This is a genomic window from Holdemanella hominis (assembly GCF_014306155.1).
GTDB lineage: Bacteria > Bacillota_I > Bacilli_A > Erysipelotrichales > Erysipelotrichaceae > Holdemanella > Holdemanella hominis.
This window is the reverse complement of record NZ_JACRWH010000013.1, coordinates 15,347-37,292: the sequence shown is the minus strand read 5'-3', so window position 1 is coordinate 37,292 and position 21,946 is coordinate 15,347. Positions and strand designations below refer to the sequence as shown.

The 21,946-nt window shown below is 35.0% G+C and carries 25 protein-coding genes; 18 read left to right on the top strand and 7 right to left on the bottom strand.

Translation table 11 applies throughout. The features are described 5' to 3' along the window. Nucleotides 1-295: 295 nt before the first annotated feature. The 7 genes from H8911_RS05020 to H8911_RS04990 all read left to right on the top strand — a co-directional run bounded on the left by H8911_RS05020 (nucleotide 296) and on the right by H8911_RS04990 (nucleotide 6,933). On the top strand, nucleotides 296-436 hold the full coding sequence (locus H8911_RS05020; protein ID WP_186998884.1) for a hypothetical protein: 141 nt from the start codon (nucleotides 296-298) through the stop codon (nucleotides 434-436). Nucleotides 437-639: 203 nt separating this feature from the next. Continuing rightward, entirely contained in the window at nucleotides 640-2,730 is a 2,091-nt protein-coding gene (locus tag H8911_RS05015) for a PTS sugar transporter subunit IIABC (protein ID WP_186998883.1), read from the top strand. A 5-nt stretch (nucleotides 2,731-2,735) separates the two neighbouring features. Next, a complete protein-coding gene (locus H8911_RS05010) occupies nucleotides 2,736-3,569 on the top strand; it encodes a PRD domain-containing protein (protein WP_186998888.1) in 834 nt (277 codons plus the stop codon). Between the two features lie 199 nt (nucleotides 3,570-3,768). Next, nucleotides 3,769-4,749 (top strand): PTS sugar transporter subunit IIB, encoded by a 981-nt coding sequence (locus tag H8911_RS05005; RefSeq protein ID WP_003866163.1) that lies wholly within the window; start codon nucleotides 3,769-3,771, stop codon nucleotides 4,747-4,749. A 19-nt stretch (nucleotides 4,750-4,768) separates the two neighbouring features. After that, nucleotides 4,769-5,587, top strand: a complete 819-nt coding sequence (locus H8911_RS05000; RefSeq protein ID WP_117926014.1) for a PTS mannose/fructose/sorbose transporter subunit IIC — start codon at nucleotides 4,769-4,771, stop codon at nucleotides 5,585-5,587. Between the two features lie 23 nt (nucleotides 5,588-5,610). Beyond that, the gene (locus H8911_RS04995) at nucleotides 5,611-6,528 is read left to right on the top strand and encodes a PTS system mannose/fructose/sorbose family transporter subunit IID (protein ID WP_117926012.1); all 918 of its coding nucleotides are present in this window, start codon (nucleotides 5,611-5,613) and stop codon (nucleotides 6,526-6,528) included. An 18-nt stretch (nucleotides 6,529-6,546) separates the two neighbouring features. After that, nucleotides 6,547-6,933, top strand: a complete 387-nt coding sequence (locus H8911_RS04990; RefSeq protein ID WP_117926010.1) for a DUF956 family protein — start codon at nucleotides 6,547-6,549, stop codon at nucleotides 6,931-6,933. Between the two features lie 149 nt (nucleotides 6,934-7,082). On the opposite strand, the gene H8911_RS04985 is transcribed toward H8911_RS04990, so the two are convergent. Then, entirely contained in the window at nucleotides 7,083-7,934 is an 852-nt protein-coding gene (locus tag H8911_RS04985) for an HAD-IIB family hydrolase (protein ID WP_158567623.1), read from the bottom strand. A 135-nt stretch (nucleotides 7,935-8,069) separates the two neighbouring features. Here H8911_RS04985 and H8911_RS04980 point away from each other — a divergent pair, with 135 nt between their 5' ends. Continuing rightward, nucleotides 8,070-9,230 (top strand): cation diffusion facilitator family transporter, encoded by a 1,161-nt coding sequence (locus H8911_RS04980; protein ID WP_186998882.1) that lies wholly within the window; start codon nucleotides 8,070-8,072, stop codon nucleotides 9,228-9,230. Between the two features lie 11 nt (nucleotides 9,231-9,241). Here the strand turns inward: H8911_RS04980 and H8911_RS04975 are convergent, their stop codons facing one another. Continuing rightward, on the bottom strand, nucleotides 9,242-10,000 hold the full coding sequence (locus tag H8911_RS04975) for a DeoR/GlpR family DNA-binding transcription regulator (protein ID WP_117926004.1): 759 nt from the start codon (nucleotides 9,998-10,000) through the stop codon (nucleotides 9,242-9,244). A gap of 3 nt (nucleotides 10,001-10,003) precedes the next feature. Beyond that, on the bottom strand, nucleotides 10,004-10,771 hold the full coding sequence (locus H8911_RS04970) for a DeoR/GlpR family DNA-binding transcription regulator (RefSeq protein ID WP_186998881.1): 768 nt from the start codon (nucleotides 10,769-10,771) through the stop codon (nucleotides 10,004-10,006). A gap of 156 nt (nucleotides 10,772-10,927) precedes the next feature. Between H8911_RS04970 and H8911_RS04965 the strand changes: the two genes are divergently transcribed. Beyond that, nucleotides 10,928-11,200, top strand: coding sequence for a hypothetical protein (locus H8911_RS04965; RefSeq protein WP_186998880.1), 273 nt, complete (start codon nucleotides 10,928-10,930; stop codon nucleotides 11,198-11,200). Between the two features lie 97 nt (nucleotides 11,201-11,297). Beyond that, entirely contained in the window at nucleotides 11,298-11,582 is a 285-nt protein-coding gene (locus H8911_RS04960) for a hypothetical protein (protein WP_117925998.1), read from the top strand. 7 nt (nucleotides 11,583-11,589) lie between these two features. Here the strand turns inward: H8911_RS04960 and H8911_RS04955 are convergent, their stop codons facing one another. From H8911_RS04955 to H8911_RS12665, 3 genes are all read right to left on the bottom strand, one after another. After that, a complete protein-coding gene (locus H8911_RS04955; protein ID WP_244975848.1) occupies nucleotides 11,590-12,363 on the bottom strand; it encodes a purine nucleoside phosphorylase YfiH/LACC1 family protein in 774 nt (257 codons plus the stop codon). Continuing rightward, nucleotides 12,344-12,844 carry a flavin reductase gene (locus H8911_RS04950; protein ID WP_186998878.1) on the bottom strand — a complete coding sequence of 167 codons (501 nt, stop codon included), beginning with the start codon at nucleotides 12,842-12,844 and terminating at the stop codon, nucleotides 12,344-12,346. Before H8911_RS04950 ends, H8911_RS04955 begins: the two co-directional genes overlap by 20 nt. Nucleotides 12,845-13,418: 574 nt before the next feature. Further along, nucleotides 13,419-13,541 carry a hypothetical protein gene (locus H8911_RS12665; protein WP_255466290.1) on the bottom strand — a complete coding sequence of 41 codons (123 nt, stop codon included), beginning with the start codon at nucleotides 13,539-13,541 and terminating at the stop codon, nucleotides 13,419-13,421. 392 nt (nucleotides 13,542-13,933) lie between these two features. Here H8911_RS12665 and H8911_RS04940 point away from each other — a divergent pair, with 392 nt between their 5' ends. The 5 genes from H8911_RS04940 to dnaJ all read left to right on the top strand — a co-directional run bounded on the left by H8911_RS04940 (nucleotide 13,934) and on the right by dnaJ (nucleotide 19,746). Then, a complete protein-coding gene (locus tag H8911_RS04940) occupies nucleotides 13,934-14,827 on the top strand; it encodes an Rpn family recombination-promoting nuclease/putative transposase (protein ID WP_255466291.1) in 894 nt (297 codons plus the stop codon). A gap of 347 nt (nucleotides 14,828-15,174) precedes the next feature. Then, nucleotides 15,175-16,227: a heat-inducible transcriptional repressor HrcA gene (hrcA, locus tag H8911_RS04935; protein WP_117925579.1), complete on the top strand. Its 1,053-nt coding sequence runs from the start codon at nucleotides 15,175-15,177 to the stop codon at nucleotides 16,225-16,227. Continuing rightward, nucleotides 16,208-16,747: a nucleotide exchange factor GrpE gene (gene grpE, locus H8911_RS04930; protein WP_117925580.1), complete on the top strand. Its 540-nt coding sequence runs from the start codon at nucleotides 16,208-16,210 to the stop codon at nucleotides 16,745-16,747. Before hrcA ends, grpE begins: the two co-directional genes overlap by 20 nt. A 13-nt stretch (nucleotides 16,748-16,760) precedes the next feature. Then, a complete protein-coding gene (dnaK, locus tag H8911_RS04925; RefSeq protein ID WP_154555778.1) occupies nucleotides 16,761-18,566 on the top strand; it encodes a molecular chaperone DnaK in 1,806 nt (601 codons plus the stop codon). A gap of 67 nt (nucleotides 18,567-18,633) precedes the next feature. Continuing rightward, nucleotides 18,634-19,746 (top strand): molecular chaperone DnaJ, encoded by a 1,113-nt coding sequence (gene dnaJ / locus H8911_RS04920; protein WP_186998876.1) that lies wholly within the window; start codon nucleotides 18,634-18,636, stop codon nucleotides 19,744-19,746. 15 nt (nucleotides 19,747-19,761) lie between these two features. Here dnaJ and H8911_RS04915 read toward each other — a convergent pair whose 3' ends face one another. Next, the gene (locus H8911_RS04915) at nucleotides 19,762-20,193 is read right to left on the bottom strand and encodes a PaaI family thioesterase (protein ID WP_118115289.1); all 432 of its coding nucleotides are present in this window, start codon (nucleotides 20,191-20,193) and stop codon (nucleotides 19,762-19,764) included. Nucleotides 20,194-20,271: 78 nt separating this feature from the next. Here H8911_RS04915 and H8911_RS04910 point away from each other — a divergent pair, with 78 nt between their 5' ends. From H8911_RS04910 to H8911_RS04900, 3 genes are read left to right on the top strand one after another with little or no spacing between them, the layout of a single operon-like run. Next, entirely contained in the window at nucleotides 20,272-20,814 is a 543-nt protein-coding gene (locus tag H8911_RS04910; RefSeq protein ID WP_186998875.1) for a hypothetical protein, read from the top strand. After that, nucleotides 20,814-21,587 (top strand): HAD hydrolase family protein, encoded by a 774-nt coding sequence (locus H8911_RS04905; protein ID WP_186998874.1) that lies wholly within the window; start codon nucleotides 20,814-20,816, stop codon nucleotides 21,585-21,587. The genes H8911_RS04910 and H8911_RS04905 overlap by 1 nt, the downstream gene beginning before the upstream one ends. Next, nucleotides 21,580-21,906 (top strand): hypothetical protein, encoded by a 327-nt coding sequence (locus H8911_RS04900; protein WP_117925586.1) that lies wholly within the window; start codon nucleotides 21,580-21,582, stop codon nucleotides 21,904-21,906. The genes H8911_RS04905 and H8911_RS04900 overlap by 8 nt, the downstream gene beginning before the upstream one ends. Nucleotides 21,907-21,946: the final 40 nt, after the last annotated feature.

The following is a 21,946-nucleotide window of genomic DNA, read 5'->3' as shown; positions in this document are numbered from 1 at the left end:
TTTTTCTTTGAATTCACTAGATATTCTAATGGTTTGAATCAGCATATTATGAACTTCTAGCTTCATTTTTAATGGTTTTGAAATATTCACTAGGTGTTTTGTTCATTACTTTCTTAAAAATCTTGGTAAAGTAATTTCATGTGCGCCTAAAATTCAGTCTCATGGTTTGATATTATTATGTCCAGGTGTTTGCCTGAGGTTTAGTCGTGATCAAATGGCAGAGGCTATGAAATAAATGGGCCAAGATTACATTGATATAGAGAGTGTATGATTTAAGGCATCTTTTAATAATGAAATGACAAAACATCCAGATCCTTTTACGGAAGCTAAAGGATATAATGGTCCAGTTATGTTGATACGTGCAGATGATGATCAAGTGGATGAAGAAACTTGTTTACGTTATGCTCAGGGGGTATCAAAATACCAAGTTCCATAAAGTTTCAAATGGAGGGCATGACTTTGCATCTATAGAAGCACGTGATAAAGTAGAAGAAACAATTTCTTCTTTTATCAAAGAACATATTTAATCAAGTAGAAATCAGATTTTTACTTTTTTTCTTATGAAAGCTTCATTGCCTTTTTTATGGACTTTTTGACAGATGTCATTTATCATCATAAATACAGTAGAGGTATTAATCAATGAAACAACATCATGTGTTTAGTTTTTTACAAAGGATGGGAAAATCCTTTATGTTACCTATCGCAGTGCTTCCTGTTGCGGGTATTTTTTTGGGTGTAGGAAGTTCTTTGACCAATGAAACAACCATAATGGCATTGCATTTAGAATCAGTATTAGGGCAAGGAACCTTTTTATATTGTGTTTTAATTTTATTGAAAAAAGTGGGCAAAATTTTATTTGATAATCTACCATTAATTTTTGCGGTTTCTATAGCTTTAGGAATGTCTAAGCGAAGAAAAGAAGTCGCTGCTCTTGCAGCTATTATTGCCTTTTTTGTGATGCATGCCACAATTAATGCGTTACTTTGTTTAGATGGAAGTATAGTGAATGGTGTGGCTTCAAATTATATTCTAGATGGATCTATTACTTCGGTATGTGGAATTTTGTCGCTTGAAATGGGTGTGTTTGGCGGAATTATAGTTGGACTTGGTGTTAGTTATTTGCATAATCGTTTTTACCAGATTCAACTGCCAAATGTGATTTCTTTTTATGAAGGAGAACGCTTTATTCCAATTATTTGTGCTATTACATATGTATTAGTTGGAGTGCTTTTGTATTTTGTTTGGCCACCATTACAGCAGGGCGTTTATAATTTAGGACGATTTATATCTGACTCCGGCTATTTTGGGACATTTATTTATGGAGTTATTAAGCGTAGTTTAGTTCCTTTTGGCTTGCATCATGTTTGGTACATGCCATTTTATCAGAGTGCTCTAGGCGGTGTACAGATGGTAAATGGTTCAATTATATCGGGCGCACAGAATATTTTCTTTGCGCAATTATCCGATCCAAGTGTGACTCATTTTAGTGTGAATGCAACTAAATTTTTCTCTGGGGAATTTATTTTTATGATTTTTGGCTTGCCTGGCGTAGCTTTAGCCATGTATAAGTGTGCAAATCCAGAAGCTAAAAAAAAGACGGCGAGTTTATTGCTTTCGGCCGCTTTAACAAGTGCATTAACAGGAATTACAGAGCCGATTGAATTCTCTTTCTTGTTTGTGGCGCCATTATTATATGTTGTTCATGTGTTATTAGCCGCCACATGTTTTGTGGTTGCACAAGCTTTACAGGTTGCGATTGGATTTACTTTTTCAGCTGGGTTGCTTGATTTTACATTGTTTGGGATTTTGCAGGGAAATGCGAAGACAAATTGGATGATTGTAGTTTTGATTGGCTTGGTATATTTCTTTGTGTATTATGGGGTGTTTAAGTTTTTGATTGTAAAGTACGATTTAAAAACGCCTGGAAGAGACGAAAGCATTAAGGTGTTTGATAAGAAAAAGTATGATTTTAGTTTTGATAAATCGTTGATCGATCCTAGAAGTCAGATGATTGTTCAAGGCTTAGGTGGACGAAGTAACTTTACGGATTTAGATTGTTGCATCACAAGATTAAGAGCGACAATCAAAGATGATACTTTAATCAATGAAGGGTTGTTAAAAAAATCGGGGGCTGCAGCTATTATGTGTCAGCCAAATGCAATTCAAATTATTTATGGTCCTCAGGCTTCGAATATAAAGACAAAACTGGATGAGTATATGTTGAATGTGCCGGAAAGTTATGATTTTGAGGATAAAGAAGTTGTTTTAGAAACAAAAACACAGTTGGAACTTGAATGTTTAGTAAATGGGGAAGTAATGCCGATAGAAGATGCAACGGATTCTATGTTTGCACATAAATTGATGGGTGATGGCATTATGATTCGTCCGTATGATGGGGTTGTTGTGGCGCCGTGTGATGGAGTTATTTCAATGATTTATCCAACAAAGCATGCGATTGGTATTACAATTGATGATAATACACAGATCTTAATTCATTTTGGCACGGATTCGGCGAAATTAAATGGCAAGGGGTTTGAATTGTTGGTTAGACCAAACCAAGAAGTAAAAGCCGGAGATGTTTTGTGGAATGCAGATTTAAAGTATATCAAAGATAATGCGTTAGATGAGAATATTATAATTGTATTTACGAAAATAATAGATGGTGCAGAAATAGAAAAAAAATATGGAAAAATGCAATGTCATGATATGATGTTAAGGGTAAAGGGATAATGGATATGTATGAAATTTTAAAGGTTTTGAATCATAATACAATCTTGGTTTTAAAAGAAAATGAAGAAATAATTGTGATGTCTAAAGGAATTGGTTTTGGTAAAAAACAAGGTGAACAAGTGGATGTTCCGCGTAATGCAAAGCAGTATAAGATGCAAAAGTCATATCAGGCGAAACAGAAATCGAATAATATTTTTGATTACATTGATCCAATGTATATTGAAATTTCATCTGAAATTATTACTTTAACAAAAGAGAAATTTGGTAAAGTAGAACATGATATTTTATTGTCTTTAGCGGATCATATTTATTTTGCGATAAAAAGAATTAAAGAGAAGGATTTCCCATCCAATCCATTTAATATGGATATTCAACTTATGTTTCCGGATGAATATTCAGTGGCGTTAAAGGCAAAGGATGTCATTGAAAAATATACGCATGAAGAAATTAATACAGATGAAATTGCTTTTATCACTTTGCATATTCACTCGGCTATATCGGTAAATAAAGTAGGAGAGTCGATGGAAGTTATGCGTATGATTCGTGAATTCTTCAAGAAATTACAAGCTGATTTAAATATTCGTATTGATGCGAATTCATTGTCATATATTCGTTTAATGAATCATATTAAGTTTTTGTTGTTGAGACTGAATAATGATGAGGAATTGCAGATGGATATTACAGAGTTCACAAAAGAAAAGTTTCCATTTGCTTATGAGCAGGCTCGTGTTTTATGTGAACAATTGAGCCGTGTTTTACATAAAGATTTGCCAGATTCGGAGTTGGGGTATTTGGCTTTACACTTGGAAAGAATTTTATCGAGTACGATTATTTCGTGAAAAATGTTGACAACGCTTTCAGAAAGTGGTACATTTTCAGATGTAAAAAGTGAATATTCAATAGCGTGTAACTGGTTAGGCAGGCATTTACTATTTTGATTGAAGATATAATTTTTATTGGTTTATTGTATATCTTCAGTTTAAATGTATATGTCTGTCTTTTTTTGCGTATTGAATTTCTAAGAAAGGATGAAAATATATGGTAGGAATTATTCTTGCAAGTCATGGTGAATTTGCGAATGGTATCTTCCAGTCAGGAGCTATGATTTTTGGTGAACAAGCCAATGTAAAGCCTTGTACTTTGATGCCTAGTGAAGGACCTGAAGACATTCGAAAGAAGATGGAAGATGCGATCGCTTCTTTTGAAAATCAAGAAGAAGTATTGTTCTTAGTTGACCTATGGGGAGGAACTCCATTCAATCAGGCAAGTGCCTTGTTAGATGGTCACGAAGACAAATGGGCAATTGTCACAGGATTGAATTTGCCTATGTTGATTGAAACGTATGCTTCTAGATTTTCAATGGAGAAGGCGCACGAAATTGCAGCACACGTCATGCAGACGGCACAAGAGGGTGTACAGATTAATCCAAAAGAATTAGAACCAAAAGAAGAAAAGAAAGCGGAAGTAAGCGCAGCCCCTCAAGGAGCTATTCCAGAAGGAACAGTTCTTGGAGATGGACATATTAAATATGGTTTAGCACGTATTGACACACGTTTACTTCATGGTCAGGTAGCAACAGCTTGGACAAAGACAGTTGGACCAAACCGTATCATTGTTGTTAGTGACAATGTAGCTCATGACAATTTAAGAAAGAGCATGATCGAACAGGCAGCTCCTCCGGGAGTAAAAGCAAATGTCGTTCCAATCGATAAGATGATCCAGGTCGCGAAAGATCCTCGTTTTGGAGCCACAAAAGCGATGTTGTTGTTTGAAACACCACAAGATGCATTAAGAGCTATCAAAGGTGGAGTTGATATTAAAGAATTGAACTTAGGTTCAATGGCACACTCTCAAGGAAAGGTAGTTTGTACAAAGGCCGTTTCTATGGGAAGTGATGATGTAAAAACATTTGATGAATTATTAGCAATGGGAATTAAGATCGATGTTCGTAAGGTGCCAACAGATTCACCTGAAAACTTCGATGAAATTCTTAAAAAAGCAAAAACAGAATTAAAGTAAATTTTAGAGGGAGATTATTATGTCAGCGATTAGCGTTATTTTAGTTATAATTGTTGCCTTCTTAGCCGGTATGGAAGGGATTCTTGACCAATTTGAATTCCACCAACCATTAGTAGCATGTACATTAATTGGTTTGGTTACTGGTCACTTAAAAGAAGGTGTTATGTTAGGTGGTTCTTTGCAGTTGATGGCTTTAGGTTGGGCAAACATTGGTGCAGCGGTTGCACCCGATGCTGCACTAGCTTCAGTTGCTTCTGCAATTATTATGGTTTTAGGTTTAAATGGTGGAACAACAGATACTACAACTGCTATTTCTACAGCAATTGCCGTAGCTATTCCATTATCAGTAGCTGGTTTATTCTTAACTATGCTTTGCCGTACAATTGCAATTCCAATTGTTCACTTCATGGATGCTGCTGCTGAAAAAGGTGATTTTGGAGCAATTGAACGTTGGCAAATTGTAGGTATTTGTTTACAAGGTGTTCGTATTGCGATTCCTGCTGCTGCATTATGTTTCGTACCTAGTTCAGTTGTAACTGGTGTATTAAATGCAATGCCAGCTTGGTTATCTGGTGGTATGACAGTTGGTGGAGGAATGGTTGCTGCCGTTGGTTATGCAATGGTTATAAACATGATGGCTACAAAGGAAACTTGGCCATTCTTCGCTTTAGGTTTCGTATTTGCTTGTGTAAGTGAATTCACACTAATTGCTTTAGGTGTTATTGGTGTTGTTATCGCAATCGTTTATTTAGGTTTGAAAGATGCTGCTAAAAATAATGGTGGAGGATCGAATACTGGTTCTGGTGATCCATTAGGCGACATCTTGAATGATTACTAGGATTTTGAAGGAGGTAAATGAAAATGGCTGAAAAAATTACATTAACTAAACAAGATCGTAAAAAAGTTTGGTGGCGTCATCAATTCCTTCAGGGTTCTTGGAACTATGAACGTATGCAAAATGGTGGATGGTGCTATTCAATTATTCCTGCAATCAAAAAATTATATTCTAACAAGGAAGATCAAGTTGCTGCTTTAAAACGTCACATGGAGTTCTATAACACTCACCCTTATGTGTCAAGTCCAGTAATGGGTGTTACACTTGCTTTGGAAGAAGAAAAAGCAAATGGTGAAAATGTAGATGATACAGCAATCCAAGGTGTTAAAGTAGGTATGATGGGGCCTTTAGCTGGTGTTGGCGACCCAGTATTCTGGTTTACAATGCGTCCAATTTTAGGTGCATTAGGAGCTTCTTTAGCATTAAGTGGAAATATTCTAGGACCTATCTTATTCTTTGTATTATGGAACGTAATTCGTTTAGCATTCATGTGGTATACACAAGAATTTGGTTACAATGTAGGTACTAAAATTGCTAAAGATATGTCAGGTGGACTTCTTGGAAAAATAACTCAAGGTGCAAGTATCTTAGGTATGTTTATCATTGGTGCATTGGTTCAACGTTGGGTAAGTATTTCGTTTACTCCAGTTGTTTCAAGTGTTGCTCAATCTGAAGGTGCATACATTGATTGGTCACAAATTCAAGGAAATGCTGATGGAATTAAGAGTGCATTAGAACAATATTCTTCATTAGGAGCTACTGGTTTAAATCAAATCAAAGTTACAACTTTACAACAAAACTTAGATTCATTGATTCCTGGTCTTGCAGCTTTATTATTAACTTTATTATGCTGTAAATTATTGAAGAAGAAAGTTTCTCCAATCACAATTATCATCGCATTATTCGTAGTTGGTATTATTGGTCGTGTAATCGGAATTATGTAATAGCTTAAGGAGGTACATATGGCACAATCATTAAATTCAAAAGTAGATTTAACAATTAAGGCAACATCTTTTGCAGGATTAAGTACAAATGGAAATGTCATGGTTGGAAATAAAGCGTTTGAATTCTATAATGAAAGAAATGTTGAAGATTGTATTCAAATTCCATGGGATACAATTGATCGAGTAGAAGCGAGTGTCTTATTTAATAAAAGTATTTCTCGATTTGTGATTTTCATAAATGAGAAAACATACTTTACTTTCTCTACAAAAGACAACAAAAAAACACTGCGTGCTATAAGAGAATATGTACCTGCAGATCGAATGCTTCGATCATTAAGTTTTTGGGATGTGTTTAAACGAGGTTTAATGTACATTCCAAATAAATTACTACATTCTAATAACTAAGTATTGTTAACCCAATCCACATTATGTTGATTGGGTTTTCTTTCTTTTAAATTGGTGTACACGAATAGTAAAGAATACAGGAGAAAAATAATATGACGTGTGACTTTTTCACAGAAAAAGTCTTTCTTAATGAAAAAGGATGTGGAACTTTAGAATTTCACATCCTTGTTGTTTAATATATGATCAAATATGTAGTGTCCTACACCACCATCAAGACAATCGTAGTCAGTAATATCGTCGGCCAATGCCTTTGTGTTTGGATTGCCGTCTTTTAGGCAGACTCCCCATCCACTTGTGAGTAGTAAAGAATTATCGTTTTCATTATCACCAAATGCAATTGTATCTTCTAAGTGAATCTGATTCCATTCGCAATACATTTCTAAACCTCTACCTTTGGAGAAACCACTATACATTAATTCGATAGTTCCTGGGAATGTTTCAATAGTTTGGTATTTCCCTTTATATTGTTCTTCTACTTGATCACGGATAAGTTGTGTTGTTTCTGGGTCTGTCCTAAATAAGAACTTATAAACAGGTTTTTCACAAAAACCATCAATATCACCTGTCTTATCGATAAGTAGAATATTTTTACGTTTGGCCATATCTAATAAGTCATCGCTGATATTCATAACATTGCGAAGTTGATTTCCTTCTACGTTTACGGACACTTTCTTTTCTAAGATGATTGGCATCAAGAAAGTTAAGACTTCCTTCATTTCTTTAACACTTAACATGTCCATCGTAAATGATTTATTCAGGTTACGATCATAGATCATACCTCCATTCATTCCGATAATGAAATCAAACTCGAAGCCTAGATTCCAAAAGATTCCTTTCGTTTTTTCCATTTCGGTGATTTCTCTTCCAGTTGCCAAACCAATTTTTACGTTTTTATCATGAAGTTCTTTTAAAGCTTGTATTGTGATTTTAGGTAAGGGACTGCCCTTAGAACTGAGGGTCATATCAACGTCGGCAGCTAAAACCTCAATTTTTTGAATCATAAAATGTACCTCCATCACCTAAAATGTATACGATTTCATATGAAGTTGCAACATGAAAGTTATATTGTACTACCTATTTCGTTTTGTGTTTTGTCTTTAGGTAAGCTATACTTTAGAGACTGAAGGTGGTAAATAATGAATTTTTTAGTGCGTAGATTTATAAAGAATTATCAAGATACAAAAGATGCCAATGTGAGAACGAGTGTTGGTAAATTATCGGGGATTGTGGGTATATTTAGTAACTTGTTTTTATTTGTGATTAAGTTTGTGATTGGTACTATTGTACATTCGGTATCTATTCAAGCGGATGGTGTAAACAACTTAACGGATGCGGGTTCGAATATTATTTCGATTTTATCTTTTCATCTCGCAAATAAGCCAGCAGATAAGGATCATCCATTTGGTCATGAAAGAACGGAAACAATCGCATCATTATTTGTGGGAATATTGATTTTAGTTTTAGGTTTTGAAACTGCAAAAGAAAGTATTTCTAAAGTGATTCATCCGGGAAGTATTGATTTTAGAATTGCATCCGTCATTATTCTTTTAATTTCTATCATAGTTAAATTTTGGATGTATGCATACAATAAGAAGCTTTCTAAAACATATGATTCAAGTCTCTTAGAAGCAACGGCATTGGATTCAATTAGTGATGTATGTGGAACAACAGCTGTTCTTGTATCGACATTGTTGTCTCCAGTTCTTCACTTCAATCTAGATGGATACATGGGTATCGTAGTTTCAGGAATTATCCTTTATGGAGCTTATGGCTTATTAAGAGATATGATTAATTCTTTGATTGGAGAAGCACCGGATCCTGAACTTGTACACAATATTGTAGATATGATCATGGCACATCCTGCAATTTTAGGCGTGCATGATATGATGCTGCATAATTATGGCCCAAATAAGATTTTTGCGAGTGCTCACGTAGAAGTGGATTCGTCCAAAGATATCTTTGAAACGCATGATCATATTGATAATATAGAGCGTGAAGTCAAAAAGAATATGAATATTGATTTAGTTTTACATATGGATCCAGTAAAGGTAAATGATCCAGAGACAGAGTTGTATCGTGCAAAAGTGGTAGAAGCCATTCATCAAATTGATCCGAAATGGAGATTTCATGATTTTAGAATTGTGTCAGGACCAACACATGTGAATTTGGTGTTTGATTTGGTGATTCCATTTGAAGAAAAGTATGCGCAGGAAGAAATAGAAGAAATGCTTCTAAAATATATTGAATCGGATAAAAAGATTTATTTAGTACTCACAATTGATCATCCATACGCATAAGGCAGAAGTGTTTAAACTTCTGCCTCTATTATTTCTGGGATTACTTGGATTTGAGTTTTTTCTTCTTTAGTTAATGTGTTTGAAATAAATACATCCACTTCTTTGAATTTACAGTACGTGTATTCAGGTTGTGTATTAAATTTATTTTTATCAGTTACCACAATGATTTTTTCACTTTGTTGAAGAATGTGTCGCTTTAATTCATATTCATTTTCATAAGTAGTAAATCCATTGTTGTCTTTAAATCCTTTGGTTCCTAAAATCGCAACATCAATATGAATATAATCGATAGTTTCACTGGCAAAGTTTCCATAAGAGCGATAGGCATTGTTGGAAATGTTTCCACCAATCAAAATAACGTGCATATTTAGTTTAGCGCATTTGTAGGCTACAAAAATGGAGTTTGTCACAATCGTAATATTATGAATGGATTGAAGAAAGGGAATACCTGCTTGACATGTACTACCGGCATCTAAATAGACAACCATTCCTTCTTTGATAAAGGTGCAAGTTTGTCTCATGATTTGTTTCTTTTCTTCAATATATTCTTGATTTCTTAATGAAATGGGCATTTCATCAGGTTCTTCTAACAGCAGCGCATAGCCATGCTCTTTTTTAATGATTTTAGAATCTTCGAGTTCAATAATATCTTTACGAATGGTTTCACTTGAAGTTTGAAAGTAATCCGATAAATCGGATATCTTGATTTTTGGATGTTCCTGTAGAAGTTGACGAATCTTGAATTGTCTTTCATCTTTCTTTTTTGACATAAGCTACACCTGTGTGACTTTCTTGACTGTTTTTACAACATTATATTGTTCTGGTGTCAAATGGTTTGTGATGAATTCATCGAACTCATTAAATTTACAAAAGGCATAAGGCGCAATGTCTGCCTTATTATTGACTTTACTTGCATCACTGATCATGATTTTTTTTGCGGATTGATTCATAACGTGACGTTTAAAACCAAGTTCATCGGCAGAAATGGTGGTAAATCCATGACTCTTTTCAGTGAAAGCATCTGTTCCCATGATGGCTAAATCAATGTTTAAATGGTCGATGATTTCGGTTGCGAAATGTCCATAGGTTCTTTTTCCTATATTGAATAATAAACCACCAGCCATAATGATATTTAAATTCATGTTGGCACATTCATAAGCTACAAGAATAGAATTGGTGACAATGGTGATGTCGCTTTTGTTTCGTAAGGCGCTTATGGCCGTTAAAATTGTGCTTCCAGAATCCAAATATACGGTCATGCCATTTTCGATTCGGCTAAATGCTTCTAGGGCTACAATTTTTTTCATTTCCTTATTTTTTTGTGCTTTTAATTCGACAAATGTTTCGACAGAAGAACTTTGAATTTTGGCGTAGCCATGTTCTCGAACTAATATTTTTCTTTCTTGTAGTTCATCTAAATCTTTACGTAGTGTTTCTGGAGTAACAGAAAGTAATTTAGCGAGTTCTGCGACTTTTATTTTTTCTTTTTCTTCAAGAATTTGACGAATTTGAAGTTGTCTTTCTTCTTTTTTCTTTGACATGTTTTCACCTTTTTCCTTTTGAATCCAATTAAATTATAAACGAAATATTTTGAAAACAGAATAAAAAGTGGGAATACAAATAATTTGAAAGTGGGTAATGAATTCAATATTGTTTCTGTGCATAATGAGATTGTCTAAAGAAAGTATGTGATAGATATGGTAGTTCGATTAAATCCTGTTGAATTTGCGAAGGCAATGATGAAAAAGAAGAAACAATTGATTCCCACACCAATTGTTTTAGATAATGGAATTGCCGGTATTGTGTATGGATATTATGAAGGTGAGGATCTTTATTATTTGGATCGACTTGATGTCGATGTTTCTAAAAAAGAAGCATTAAGAAAAATGAATGTAATGGAATTGAGACAAGAAATAGCGTTAAAGATTAAAATTTTTGTAGCCAACTCAAATTTAAATAAAAACTTTTGAATCATAATTAAAAATTTGGAAAACTAAAAAATTAAGCTAGACTATTGAGGAGAATTCATAATTCATACATAATGCAAGTGTCAAAGGGAGATAAGAAATGTGTACTGTCGTCCATCTTGAACCAGAAGATTTCGCAAGAGAATTAGTTCATAATCCAAAAAATGTTTATGCCAGAACGTATGTCCTCGATTGTGGGCTTGCCGTAGTCATTTATATGTGTCAAGATTCGCATTTCCTATACTACTTAGACAGACCGGATTGTTCGAAAGAAAAAAAGGACATGCTGAAATCAATGAGTTTTTATGAACTGCATGCCGAAATCTATCGTAAGGTCAATTTAGATAATCGTCTTCGTGAAAGACAAAAAAACCCAAGCTGCTGACTTGGGTTTATTTAATGTATCCGAAGGTAAAGTGTTCGCCTGTTTGTTTATCATTACGATAGCTAAAACATGTATCGAATTCTTTTTTTGTATCATATTTGCTTGAATGAATGTTTTTCTCTGGAATACCTAATTCTTTACACATTTCAATGTTAATACCTTGATTATCAATATAGGCTTTTTCATTTGGCATATATCGAATGAAAGGTGTTGTATCAATACTGATTTGTTTCATTTGTTCAACAACTTCCATACCTACTTCTAAAGAATCAAATTGTATGCTTGGAGAAAAATATATGTGACAGGATTCAGGATGAATCAAATCTTTTTCGATTAATTCGCTCAAGCATTTTTTAGTGATTTCTAAAGTGGTTCCTTTCCATCCGGAATGAATGGCGCATATGCATGGTGTTGTTTCATCGACCACGAGAATGCCTAAACAATCCGCGGTAAATACGCCAATTAGAATGTTTGGCTCTGTCGTATATACGGCATCTACATTCATAATGCTTGTATCTTTATCATAGGCCCCCTTGCCTTCATCGCTCGAAGTAATGTGGGCCATATTGTTTGTGTGCTTTTGCCAAGGAAGTGCCCAATGATCTAGAGGCATATTTAATTCTTCAGCCAATCTTTTGCGGTTGATCATAACCGCTTTTGGATCGATACATACATGAAGTGCGGTATTGTTCTTTTCAGGAAGTGCAATATCTTTTAGTGTAGTAGCACCAAATATGTGTTCGTTATTGATATGAATAATTTTATTTATTTGTATAGACATCTGTAATTTCTCCAATATATACATAGTGCAAATCATCAAGTGGATAATTTCTTTCGTAAATTTCAGGCAATAAGAAATGTTCTTTTTCGAGTTTTCCAACATAGAGCTTCTTACAAATAAAAACTTCTTTAGCTTCTTTAAATGTAGGATTTCCATCAACCATTTCAATGTGGAAGTTCACGTTTGTAATCTTATCTTCATCCTTACCTGATTTTGTGCCTAAGTAAGATAGCTCTTTATGCTTATCATCAAAGAAGGATAGGGTGAACGTCTCACTTTCATCAACGAATTCTTTTGTGTATCTTTGCGGACGAATAAAGATAATCGCAACATTCTTATTCCATAAATGACCAAGAGTTCCCCAGGAAGCGGTCATAGTGTTGGTTTTACCGTTTTTTGTAGCACTGATAAGTAGCCAGTCTTTTCCAACCTTATCAAAAGGATTGAAGTATAGACTATGAATATCAACTTTTTCAAACATATATAATCCCTCCTATATTTTCTGCTTTAAAATCAAATAAACTTCAGCTTTTGTTGCTTCTGGATATGGTTGTACAAATAGAAGTCCAATTCCGAACAAATTGCGCCTAAAATGATCCACCCTAAAAAAGATAAATCTAGAACGAAGAAGTCTGCCTTTTGTCCTGTTGTCATTTGTTTGGACAAAGAGAAGGTTTCATCAGCCGAAAGATTTGGATTTTGCCAATAGATATGGAATCATAGGATATTCGTAAGCTTTATTAACTACAGGTACTATGAATAAGAATAGCCGTAGTAGTGTTTTTAAATCCATCAAAAACATGATTTTTATCACATTTAAATAATTGCCCTTAAATCCTTTGAATATTTCACTGAGTTCAGACTTTTCATCATGGTTCTTAATAAAATATCTATTGTTTCCAACTACAATAACATTGCCAATAAAGATTGTATAGAGTATTCCAAAAATACTGGCGACAGAAATGAATGAATAAAATATATATTGGAAATTAGAGGAATAGAATATAGGTTGGGTTTCATAAGAAAGATTGCTTGATGCAAAGTCTTGTATTCTTTCAATAATCGTTGTTTTTTTCACCTGTCAATGTTGATGCAATCAGCGTAACCACAAACATTTTCCAATAGTTGCGTTTTATAATGAGTTTGGCTTGTTCTTTAACTTGTTGTCGATTCCACATAGAAGCGCCTTCTTCCTTATGTTTTAATTTTATCACATAAGGAAATGAATGAGGTGAAAAAGATAGATGATTGTCTGGTTGATGAATTTTGTAATACGTATGCCTAAAATAAGAAAACCATTCTAGTGTTGGCGTCTAGAATGGTTTCTTTTTGTTTATTATTATTTTTTTAGGAGAGAGATATGAATATTGGTTTATTTCTATATTCATTGCCTTATCTTTAAGGCACTTATAGAATATCATCCCATGTTGTCATAATTTTAGTATAACTTTGGTAAATATTGTGAAATCAAAATGAATTATGTGAAATTATCAAAATATACATCTTTTCTAAAATTTCCTTCTTTTTTTCGTATTAGAGAGAGAAGAAAGGAGGAGTCATCTTGAATTCGATGGATATTGAGTCTAAGAAGTTTTTAGGACAACCCAAAAACTTTGTCTCGATCTTCAATGCACTTTTATTTTATGGACAACCAGTGTTGAAGCCTGAATATCTTAAGGATGAAAACAGTGAACTTGTCATGAATGTTTCTAGTAAGCATGTGGATATCATCAAGCGGTATGAGGGTGGTACTTATTTGGATTTGTTCGTGATTGAAAGCCAAAGCTATATCGATCAATCCATGGTCGCAAGAGTCATGGAATATGAAAGCGTTGCTCGTATGCGTTATATTCGCCAAAACTTTAAGCAACATGTACCTATGCATACAAGACTTCCCATGATTTTAACAGTCGTCTTATATGTGGGTGAATCCAAGTGGAATGCTGCTAAAAGATTGAGTGAACTAGAAATTATTCATCCTGGATTTGAAGACATGTTCAATGAGTTTAAACTGAATCTGATTGAGCTAAACACAAATCACAAGTATAATACAGGTGAAAAGGCAACACAGGACTTTTTTGATCTATTGCGTATGATCTATAGAAAACAGGTTTTAAAAGAAGATCTAGATCGAGAGTTTAATCGTGATGCATTGTATTTTGCGTATGTAGTGACAAAGAACAAAGAGTTATTGAGTATCTACAACAAAAGCGAGAAGGGAGATGTAAAAGTGTGTAGAGCATTAGATGAAATGTTTGAAGAATCAACAAACAGAGGAATCCAGATGGGTATCAAGCAAGGCATTGAACGAGGCATTGAACAAGGCATTGAGCGTGGTGAAAAAAATACCCAAATCAAAATAGCGATTAAAATGCTTGTAAGAAATAATCAAACACTTGAAGAAATCTCTGAGATTGTTGGATTAGACTTAGATGCGTTAAGAGAACTAAAAAGAAGTATTTGATTGAATGGATGTGTGATCACATCCATTCTTTACAAAGTGAGGAGATGTAAAAGTGTGTAGAGCATTAGATGAAATGTTTGAAGAATCAACAAAGGTATTGCAATAAATCAATTTGAAGTGTATCAAGCTATACTGGACAAAGGCTTCACTGTTAAAGCTATCGCATCCATCTTCTCAGTGAGTGAAGAATCGATTAAAGAATTTTTGATTTATGTTTAGTTAAGGGTACGAATATTTGTATCCTTATTTTTTTAGTTGAAATTTAGCACTCAATTGTTGACGGTGCTAAAAATTGTGATATACTAATAGCAGACAAGGAAAATGAGTGCTAGAAGGAGGTCTTCACAATGGAAATCACACAACGTCAAAAGATAATCTTTAAAACAATAGTTGAAGAGTTTACTCGTTGTGCAGAACCAGTTGGTTCAAAGACTTTAATGGAACTTCTAGATTTCCCGGTTTCATCTGCAACCATCCGTAATGAGATGGCGACACTTGAGAAGTTAGGGCTGTTAGAGAAGACACATACTTCGAGTGGTCGAATTCCGAGTCAAAAAGGCTACAGGTACTATGTTGAACATCTTATGGAAGCGGATTTGGATGCTTCTACAAAGAATGCTTTACAGCAAGTCTTTAGTGAAAGACATTATTCGTTAGAAGAAGTTGTTCAAAAGAGCTGTGATATTTTGTCACACATGACAAATTTGACCAGTGTTGTTCTAGGACCTGATAGCAGGCATCAGACTTTACAGCATGTACAGTTGATTCCAATCAACAATCAAAGTGCTGTTGCGATCATTGTCACAGATCAAGGACATACAGAAAATAAAGTGTTCCAATTTGGTACAGATGTGTCCATGCAGGATATTCAAAATTGTACAGATTTATTAAATGACCAATTAGTGGGAACGCCTATTGAAGATGTTGTTGGAAAAATGAAAGAAATTGAACCGATGATGGCAGCAAAACTTGTTCGACATGAAGTTTTGTTTGAAGCGTTCGTTTCAGCCTTTATGCGATTTGCGACAGAGAAAGTTGCGGTTTCTGGACGAAGTAATATGTTGTATCAGCCAGAGTTCAGTGACATCAACAAGTTGAAACAAATGATGCGTATTTTGGAAAATGGAAGTTTATTCCATCAATGGACGGATCAAGAGGGAAATGTAGCAATCCAGATTGGGGAAAGAAACGAGTTGTTACAAATCGGAGATTGTTCAGTATTAACGACAAAATTCCATTATAACAGCGATGAGGAAGGACAATTAATGGTTGTTGGTCCAAATCGAATGCAATATTCCAAGGTCGTGGCCTTGATGAATTATATGTCAAATGTCATCGAAGACGTCTTTGGGACAGACAAAGATAAGGGAGGTGCCAACGATGAGCAAAGAAGAAACTAAAGAAGTAAAAGAAGAAACAAAAGAAGAAGTTGTTGAAGGGGCAGCTGAAGAAAAAAAAGAACCAAGTTCAGACGAAATTATTGAAGGTTTGAAGGCAGAACTGGACAAGGCAAAAAATGATGTAGCACGTGCTTATGCAGATACAGAAAACATGAAAAAACGTCTACAGAAAGATGCAGATGCAACTCGAAAATATCGCTTCCAACAGCCAGCAACGGAAATCTTGCCAATTCTTGATTCAATGGAAATGGCTTTGAAAGTACAAACCGAGGATGAGACAATTAAGAATTATGTCAAAGGTTTTGAGATGATTCATAAACAATTGAAAGGTGTGCTGGAAAAAGAAGGCGTACAGGAAATAGATGCAGCCGATAAACCATTCGACCACAATACAATGCAGGCTTTAATGCAAGAGAAAAAAGAAGGCGTTGAAAGTGGAATGGTTATTGAAGTATTACAAAAAGGATATATGTTGAAGGATCGTATTTTACGACCAGCATTAGTAAAAGTGAGCGAATAGGGAGGTAATTATCATGAGTAAAATTATTGGTATTGACTTAGGTACAACAAATAGCTGTGTTGCGGTTATGGAAGGTAAAGATTGTAAAGTAATTCCTAACCCAGAAGGAAATCGTACAACACCAAGTGTTGTTGCGTTCAAAGATGGAGAACGTATTATTGGTGATGCTGCAAAACGTCAGGCAGTCACAAATAAAAACACAATTAGTTCAATTAAGCGTTTGATGGGAACGAATGAAAAAGTAGAGGCTGAGGGAAAATCATATACACCACAAGAAATTAGTGCAATGATCCTTCAATACTTGAAATCATATGCAGAAGATTACTTAGGAGAAAAAGTAACAAAGGCTGTTATCACAGTTCCTGCATACTTCAACGATGCTCAGCGTCAAGCAACTAAAGATGCTGGTAAAATTGCTGGATTAGAAGTAGAACGTATTATCAACGAACCAACAGCTGCAGCATTGGCTTATGGTATTGATAAAACAGATAAAGAAGAAAAAGTATTGATCTATGACTTAGGTGGAGGTACTTTCGATGTTAGTATCCTTGATTTAGCTGATGGAACATTCGAAGTATTATCAACAAACGGAGATACTCACTTAGGTGGAGATGACTTCGATAACGTATTAGTAAACTGGATGGTTGATACATTCAAGAAAGATAACGCAATTGACTTGTCGCAAGATCCAATGGCTATGCAACGTTTAAAAGAAGCTGCTGAAAAAGCGAAAAAAGATTTAAGTGGTGTAATGCAGACACAAATCAGCTTACCATTTATCTCAGCAGGTCCTGCGGGTCCATTGCACTTTGATACAACATTAACTCGTGCTAAATTTGATGATATGACTAAACATTTAGTAGAACGTACATTGATTCCAATTGAAAATGCATTAAGAGATGCAAAATTGTCTAAATCTGATATCGACGAAGTATTATTAGTTGGTGGATCTACTCGTATTCCAGCGGTTCAAGAAGCAGTACGTAAAGCATTAGGAAAAGATCCTAACCACTCAGTAAACCCAGATGAAGCTGTAGCTATGGGTGCTGCAATCCAAGGTGGAGTTATCTCAGGTGATGTAAATGATGTGTTATTACTAGATGTTACACCATTATCATTAGGTATCGAAACTATGGGTGGAGTTATGACAGTGTTGATCCCTCGTAACACTACAATCCCAACAAGTAAATCACAGATTTTCTCAACAGCCGCTGATAACCAACCAGCTGTAGATATCCGTGTATTACAAGGTGAACGTCCAATGGCTAACGACAATAAAGAATTAGGAAACTTCCAATTAAACGGAATTGCACCAGCTCGTCGTGGAGTTCCTCAAATTGAAGTTAAATTTGATATTGATGCCAACGGTATCGTACACGTAAGTGCTACAGATAAGGGTACTGGTAAAGAACAACACATCACAATTCAAAACTCTAGTGGATTGAGTGATGAAGAAATCGATCGTATGGTTCGTGAAGCTGAAGATAACAAGGCTGAAGATGAAAAACGTAAGGAAGAAATTGATTTACGTAACAAAGCTGAAGGCTTCATTGCACAAATCGATGGAATGTTAGAAGACAATAAAGATAAGATTGATCCAAAACAAGCTGAAGAAACTAAGAAATTGCGTGATGATCTACAAAAATCTTTAGATGAAAATAACATGGAAGAAGTTAAGGCTAAATTAGACATGCTTGAAAAAGCAGCAATGCAGGCAGGACAAGCAATGTATAACCAGCCAAATGGTGATGCAGCTTCACAATCAACACAAACTCACTCAGGTGATGATGTAGTTGACGGTGAATTCACTGAGAAGTAAAATAAATAAGCAACATTTGAAGTTCTAGCCACGCTAGAACTTCTTCGTATCGTATGGAGGGATTCACATGGCAGAAAAACGTGACTATTATGAAGTGCTTGGCGTCAGCAAAAGTGCTACACCAGATGAAATTAAAAAGGCCTATCGAAAATTGGCCATGAAATATCACCCCGATCGAAATCATGAACCTGGAGCTGAAGATAAGTTCAAGGAAATCAATGAAGCTTATGAAGTATTAAGCGATGAGAAAAAACGTGCAACATATGATCAATTTGGTCATGCAGGTATGGATGGAGCCTTTGGACAAGGTGGTGGATTCTCTGGAGGATTCACAGATTTTGGCGATTTAGGAGACATCTTCGGTTCGTTCTTTGGTGGAGGATTTGGCGGTGGAGGATCTCGCCGTTCAAGTAATCAGCCTCGACAAGGACAAGACCGTTACATGCAGATGCGCATTGATTTCATGGATTCAATTTTTGGTAAAACAGAAACGATTTCATTGGATGTGGATGAAACATGTAAACACTGTAACGGATCTGGAGCTGAAAGCCCAAGTGATGTGCAGACATGTCCTACATGCCATGGTTCTGGATATGTTATGTCTCAACAAAGAACACCATTCGGTGTGATTCAGCAACAAAGCGTATGTCCAGATTGTCATGGTACAGGTAAGAAAGTTACACGTGCATGCTCCCATTGTCATGGAAACGGATATGAGCACCGTCGTGTAAAACTAGATATTAAGATTCCAGCAGGTATTCAATCGGGTCAACAGATTCGTATTCCTGGAAAAGGTGAAAGAGGAACAAATGGAGGGCCTAATGGCGATTTATACATCGAAATTATGGTTACGCCACATCCAACTTTCAAACGCGAAGACAACAATATCTTCATTAAAGTTCCAATCAGTTCAATTGATGCGACAATTGGATGTACGATTCAAGTACCAACAGTATATGGCGATGTTGAATTGAAAATTCCTGAAGGAACACAGCCAAACACTAAGTTCCGTCTAAAAGGAAAAGGTGTAAAATCTCGTTCAGGACAAGGGGATGAATTTGTAGAAGTACAGGTTGAAATTCCACGTAAAGTATCTCGCAGAGAAAGAGAGCTATATGAAGAATTAAAATCAGGACAATCTGAATCTCCTTTTGAAAGATTTAAAAGAGCATTTAAATAAACGAAAAGAGCAGTTTTATTTCTGCTCTTTCTTTTTTTTCATCTTGTCAGAATCTAAGAAGAACATTGTGAATGTGGCACGAGAAAGAAGTACATTTTCATCATTGAAGATAAATACCTCATATACTCCAGTTGTTCTTCCACTTGAGATTTCTTGGGCAATCCCAATCAATTTGCCACCACGACCTGGCTTAATATAATTAATTGTACCCGTAAGTGTAACGCTGTCTCTTCCTGTCGCAAAGCTTGCTGCTCCAGCGACTGTGTCAGCCAAAGAGAAAAGGGCTCCACCATGGACAAAGCCATGTATATTTAAAATTTGTTCATCAATAATCATTTCTACCTTCGCAAAACCATGGCGAACTTCTGTTACACGCATGTCATTGCTTTGCAGAAATTGACTCGAACTATTTAGACGATCCATTAAAGCCTGCATATTTTCTTCCATAAACAACCTCCAACAATGCTTTTATTATAGCATGAAATGATGTTATAATGCTTAATGTACTTAAAAAGGAGACGGATTATGGATTCAAATAATATATTTTTTAAAATCGTTGTGGGCGTTGTATTAGTTGGATACATGGCATTCATATTTTATCAAAGCTTAAAAGGTGGACTTGCCTACAAAAAGGAATTTGAAAACTTTAAAAACTCACATAAACACTACGAAACAATGGTCGATGGCGGTTATTGGATATGGGTCATGGTTGCGATGGCTGTTTTGGCATTTGTTTTGATGTTTATGGCACCAAAATTAGCTTCCAATGGACAAACGTATTATTACTATTTAGCATATGGATGTATTGGACTTGTATTTTTAGGGCTAGCCATTGATTCATATACACACCGTCGTATTTATTTCACAGAAGAAGGGTTCTTCTTTCAAGATACATATTATCGTTATCGTATGCTTGCAAATTTTGAATTTAAAAATGGTATTGTGGCACGCAACTGCAATGTGTTAATGAGCAACCGTGATAAGATCGTAGTCACAAAAAAGATTGGTGAAGCATTACAGGAAAAACAAAAATCATTTAAAAAAGCTAAGAAAGAACGCCGAAAATAATGTTGTTTCTTTCGGATTTAGACGGGACTTTAATGGATTCAAACGGAAATGTCACAGATGAAGATGTGGAATGCATTCATCAATGGACACAAAAACATGCGTTTGGCTTTGTGACAGGAAGAGATCGTGCCTTTTGTGTGGCACTTGTCTCGAAGTATCAATTGTCCTGTGAATATATGATCACAGATAATGGAGCTAATGCCTATTATAAAGATAAGAATGTATATTCTTCTTTGATTGATTTAAGTGAAGGTATACAAATGTGTAAAGCGATTTTGGCATATAATTTGGATTTGTTTTATACAGACGAAGCGGGCAATCGCTATTATCCAATTTCATGTTATGGAAAAGAAAGACTTCATGTTTTTAAAAAGAAACAACCGAGTTTAGGCTTGTTTTCAGACGTGGATTTAATGGAATATTTAAATACACGACAATTTGGCTTAGCCAAATTGAGTGTGTATGTTGAAAAAGATTTGGATTTAATATTAAATCAATTTAGAGGATTATTTAAAAATTATGAAGTGATGGCTACTTCAAAAGATTATATTGAGATCACAAGAAAAGGCACAAATAAATGGGAAGCCTTTTGTCATTTACCTGTCGAAGATGCAATTTTTATTGGAGATGGAGAAAATGATTTGTGTGTATTGGAAAAGCTAAATGACACATATGTTATGGAACATGCACCTGAGAGTTTGAAGGCATATGGTGTGTGTGTAAAGAGTGTGGCAGAAGCCATGAATATAGAAAGCAGGAAAGAAAATGTCTAGAAAAAGAAAAAGAGGGGCGAAGGCAACGGCTGCCTCAATGGTAATGGATACATTGAAAAAAAGAGGGGCAGTGGATGAAAAGAGTGCAGTAGATGTAAGTGTATTTAAAAATTTGCCTTATGCCACTTCAACAATTAGTTATACAATTTCGAATCTAATGGAAGAGGGTGTTGTTGGTAAAACCAATGATGAAAGATTTTATTATGATGATTTAGGATTTAAAGCTTTAGAAACAAAGTTTGTACGTGGATACTCAATGATTTTTATTGTGCCTATTGTCATTGCAATCCTTGTTTATGTTCTACAAAAAGTATTATAAAAGAGTGTCGCAGCAATGCGACATTTTCTGTAAGGAAAGG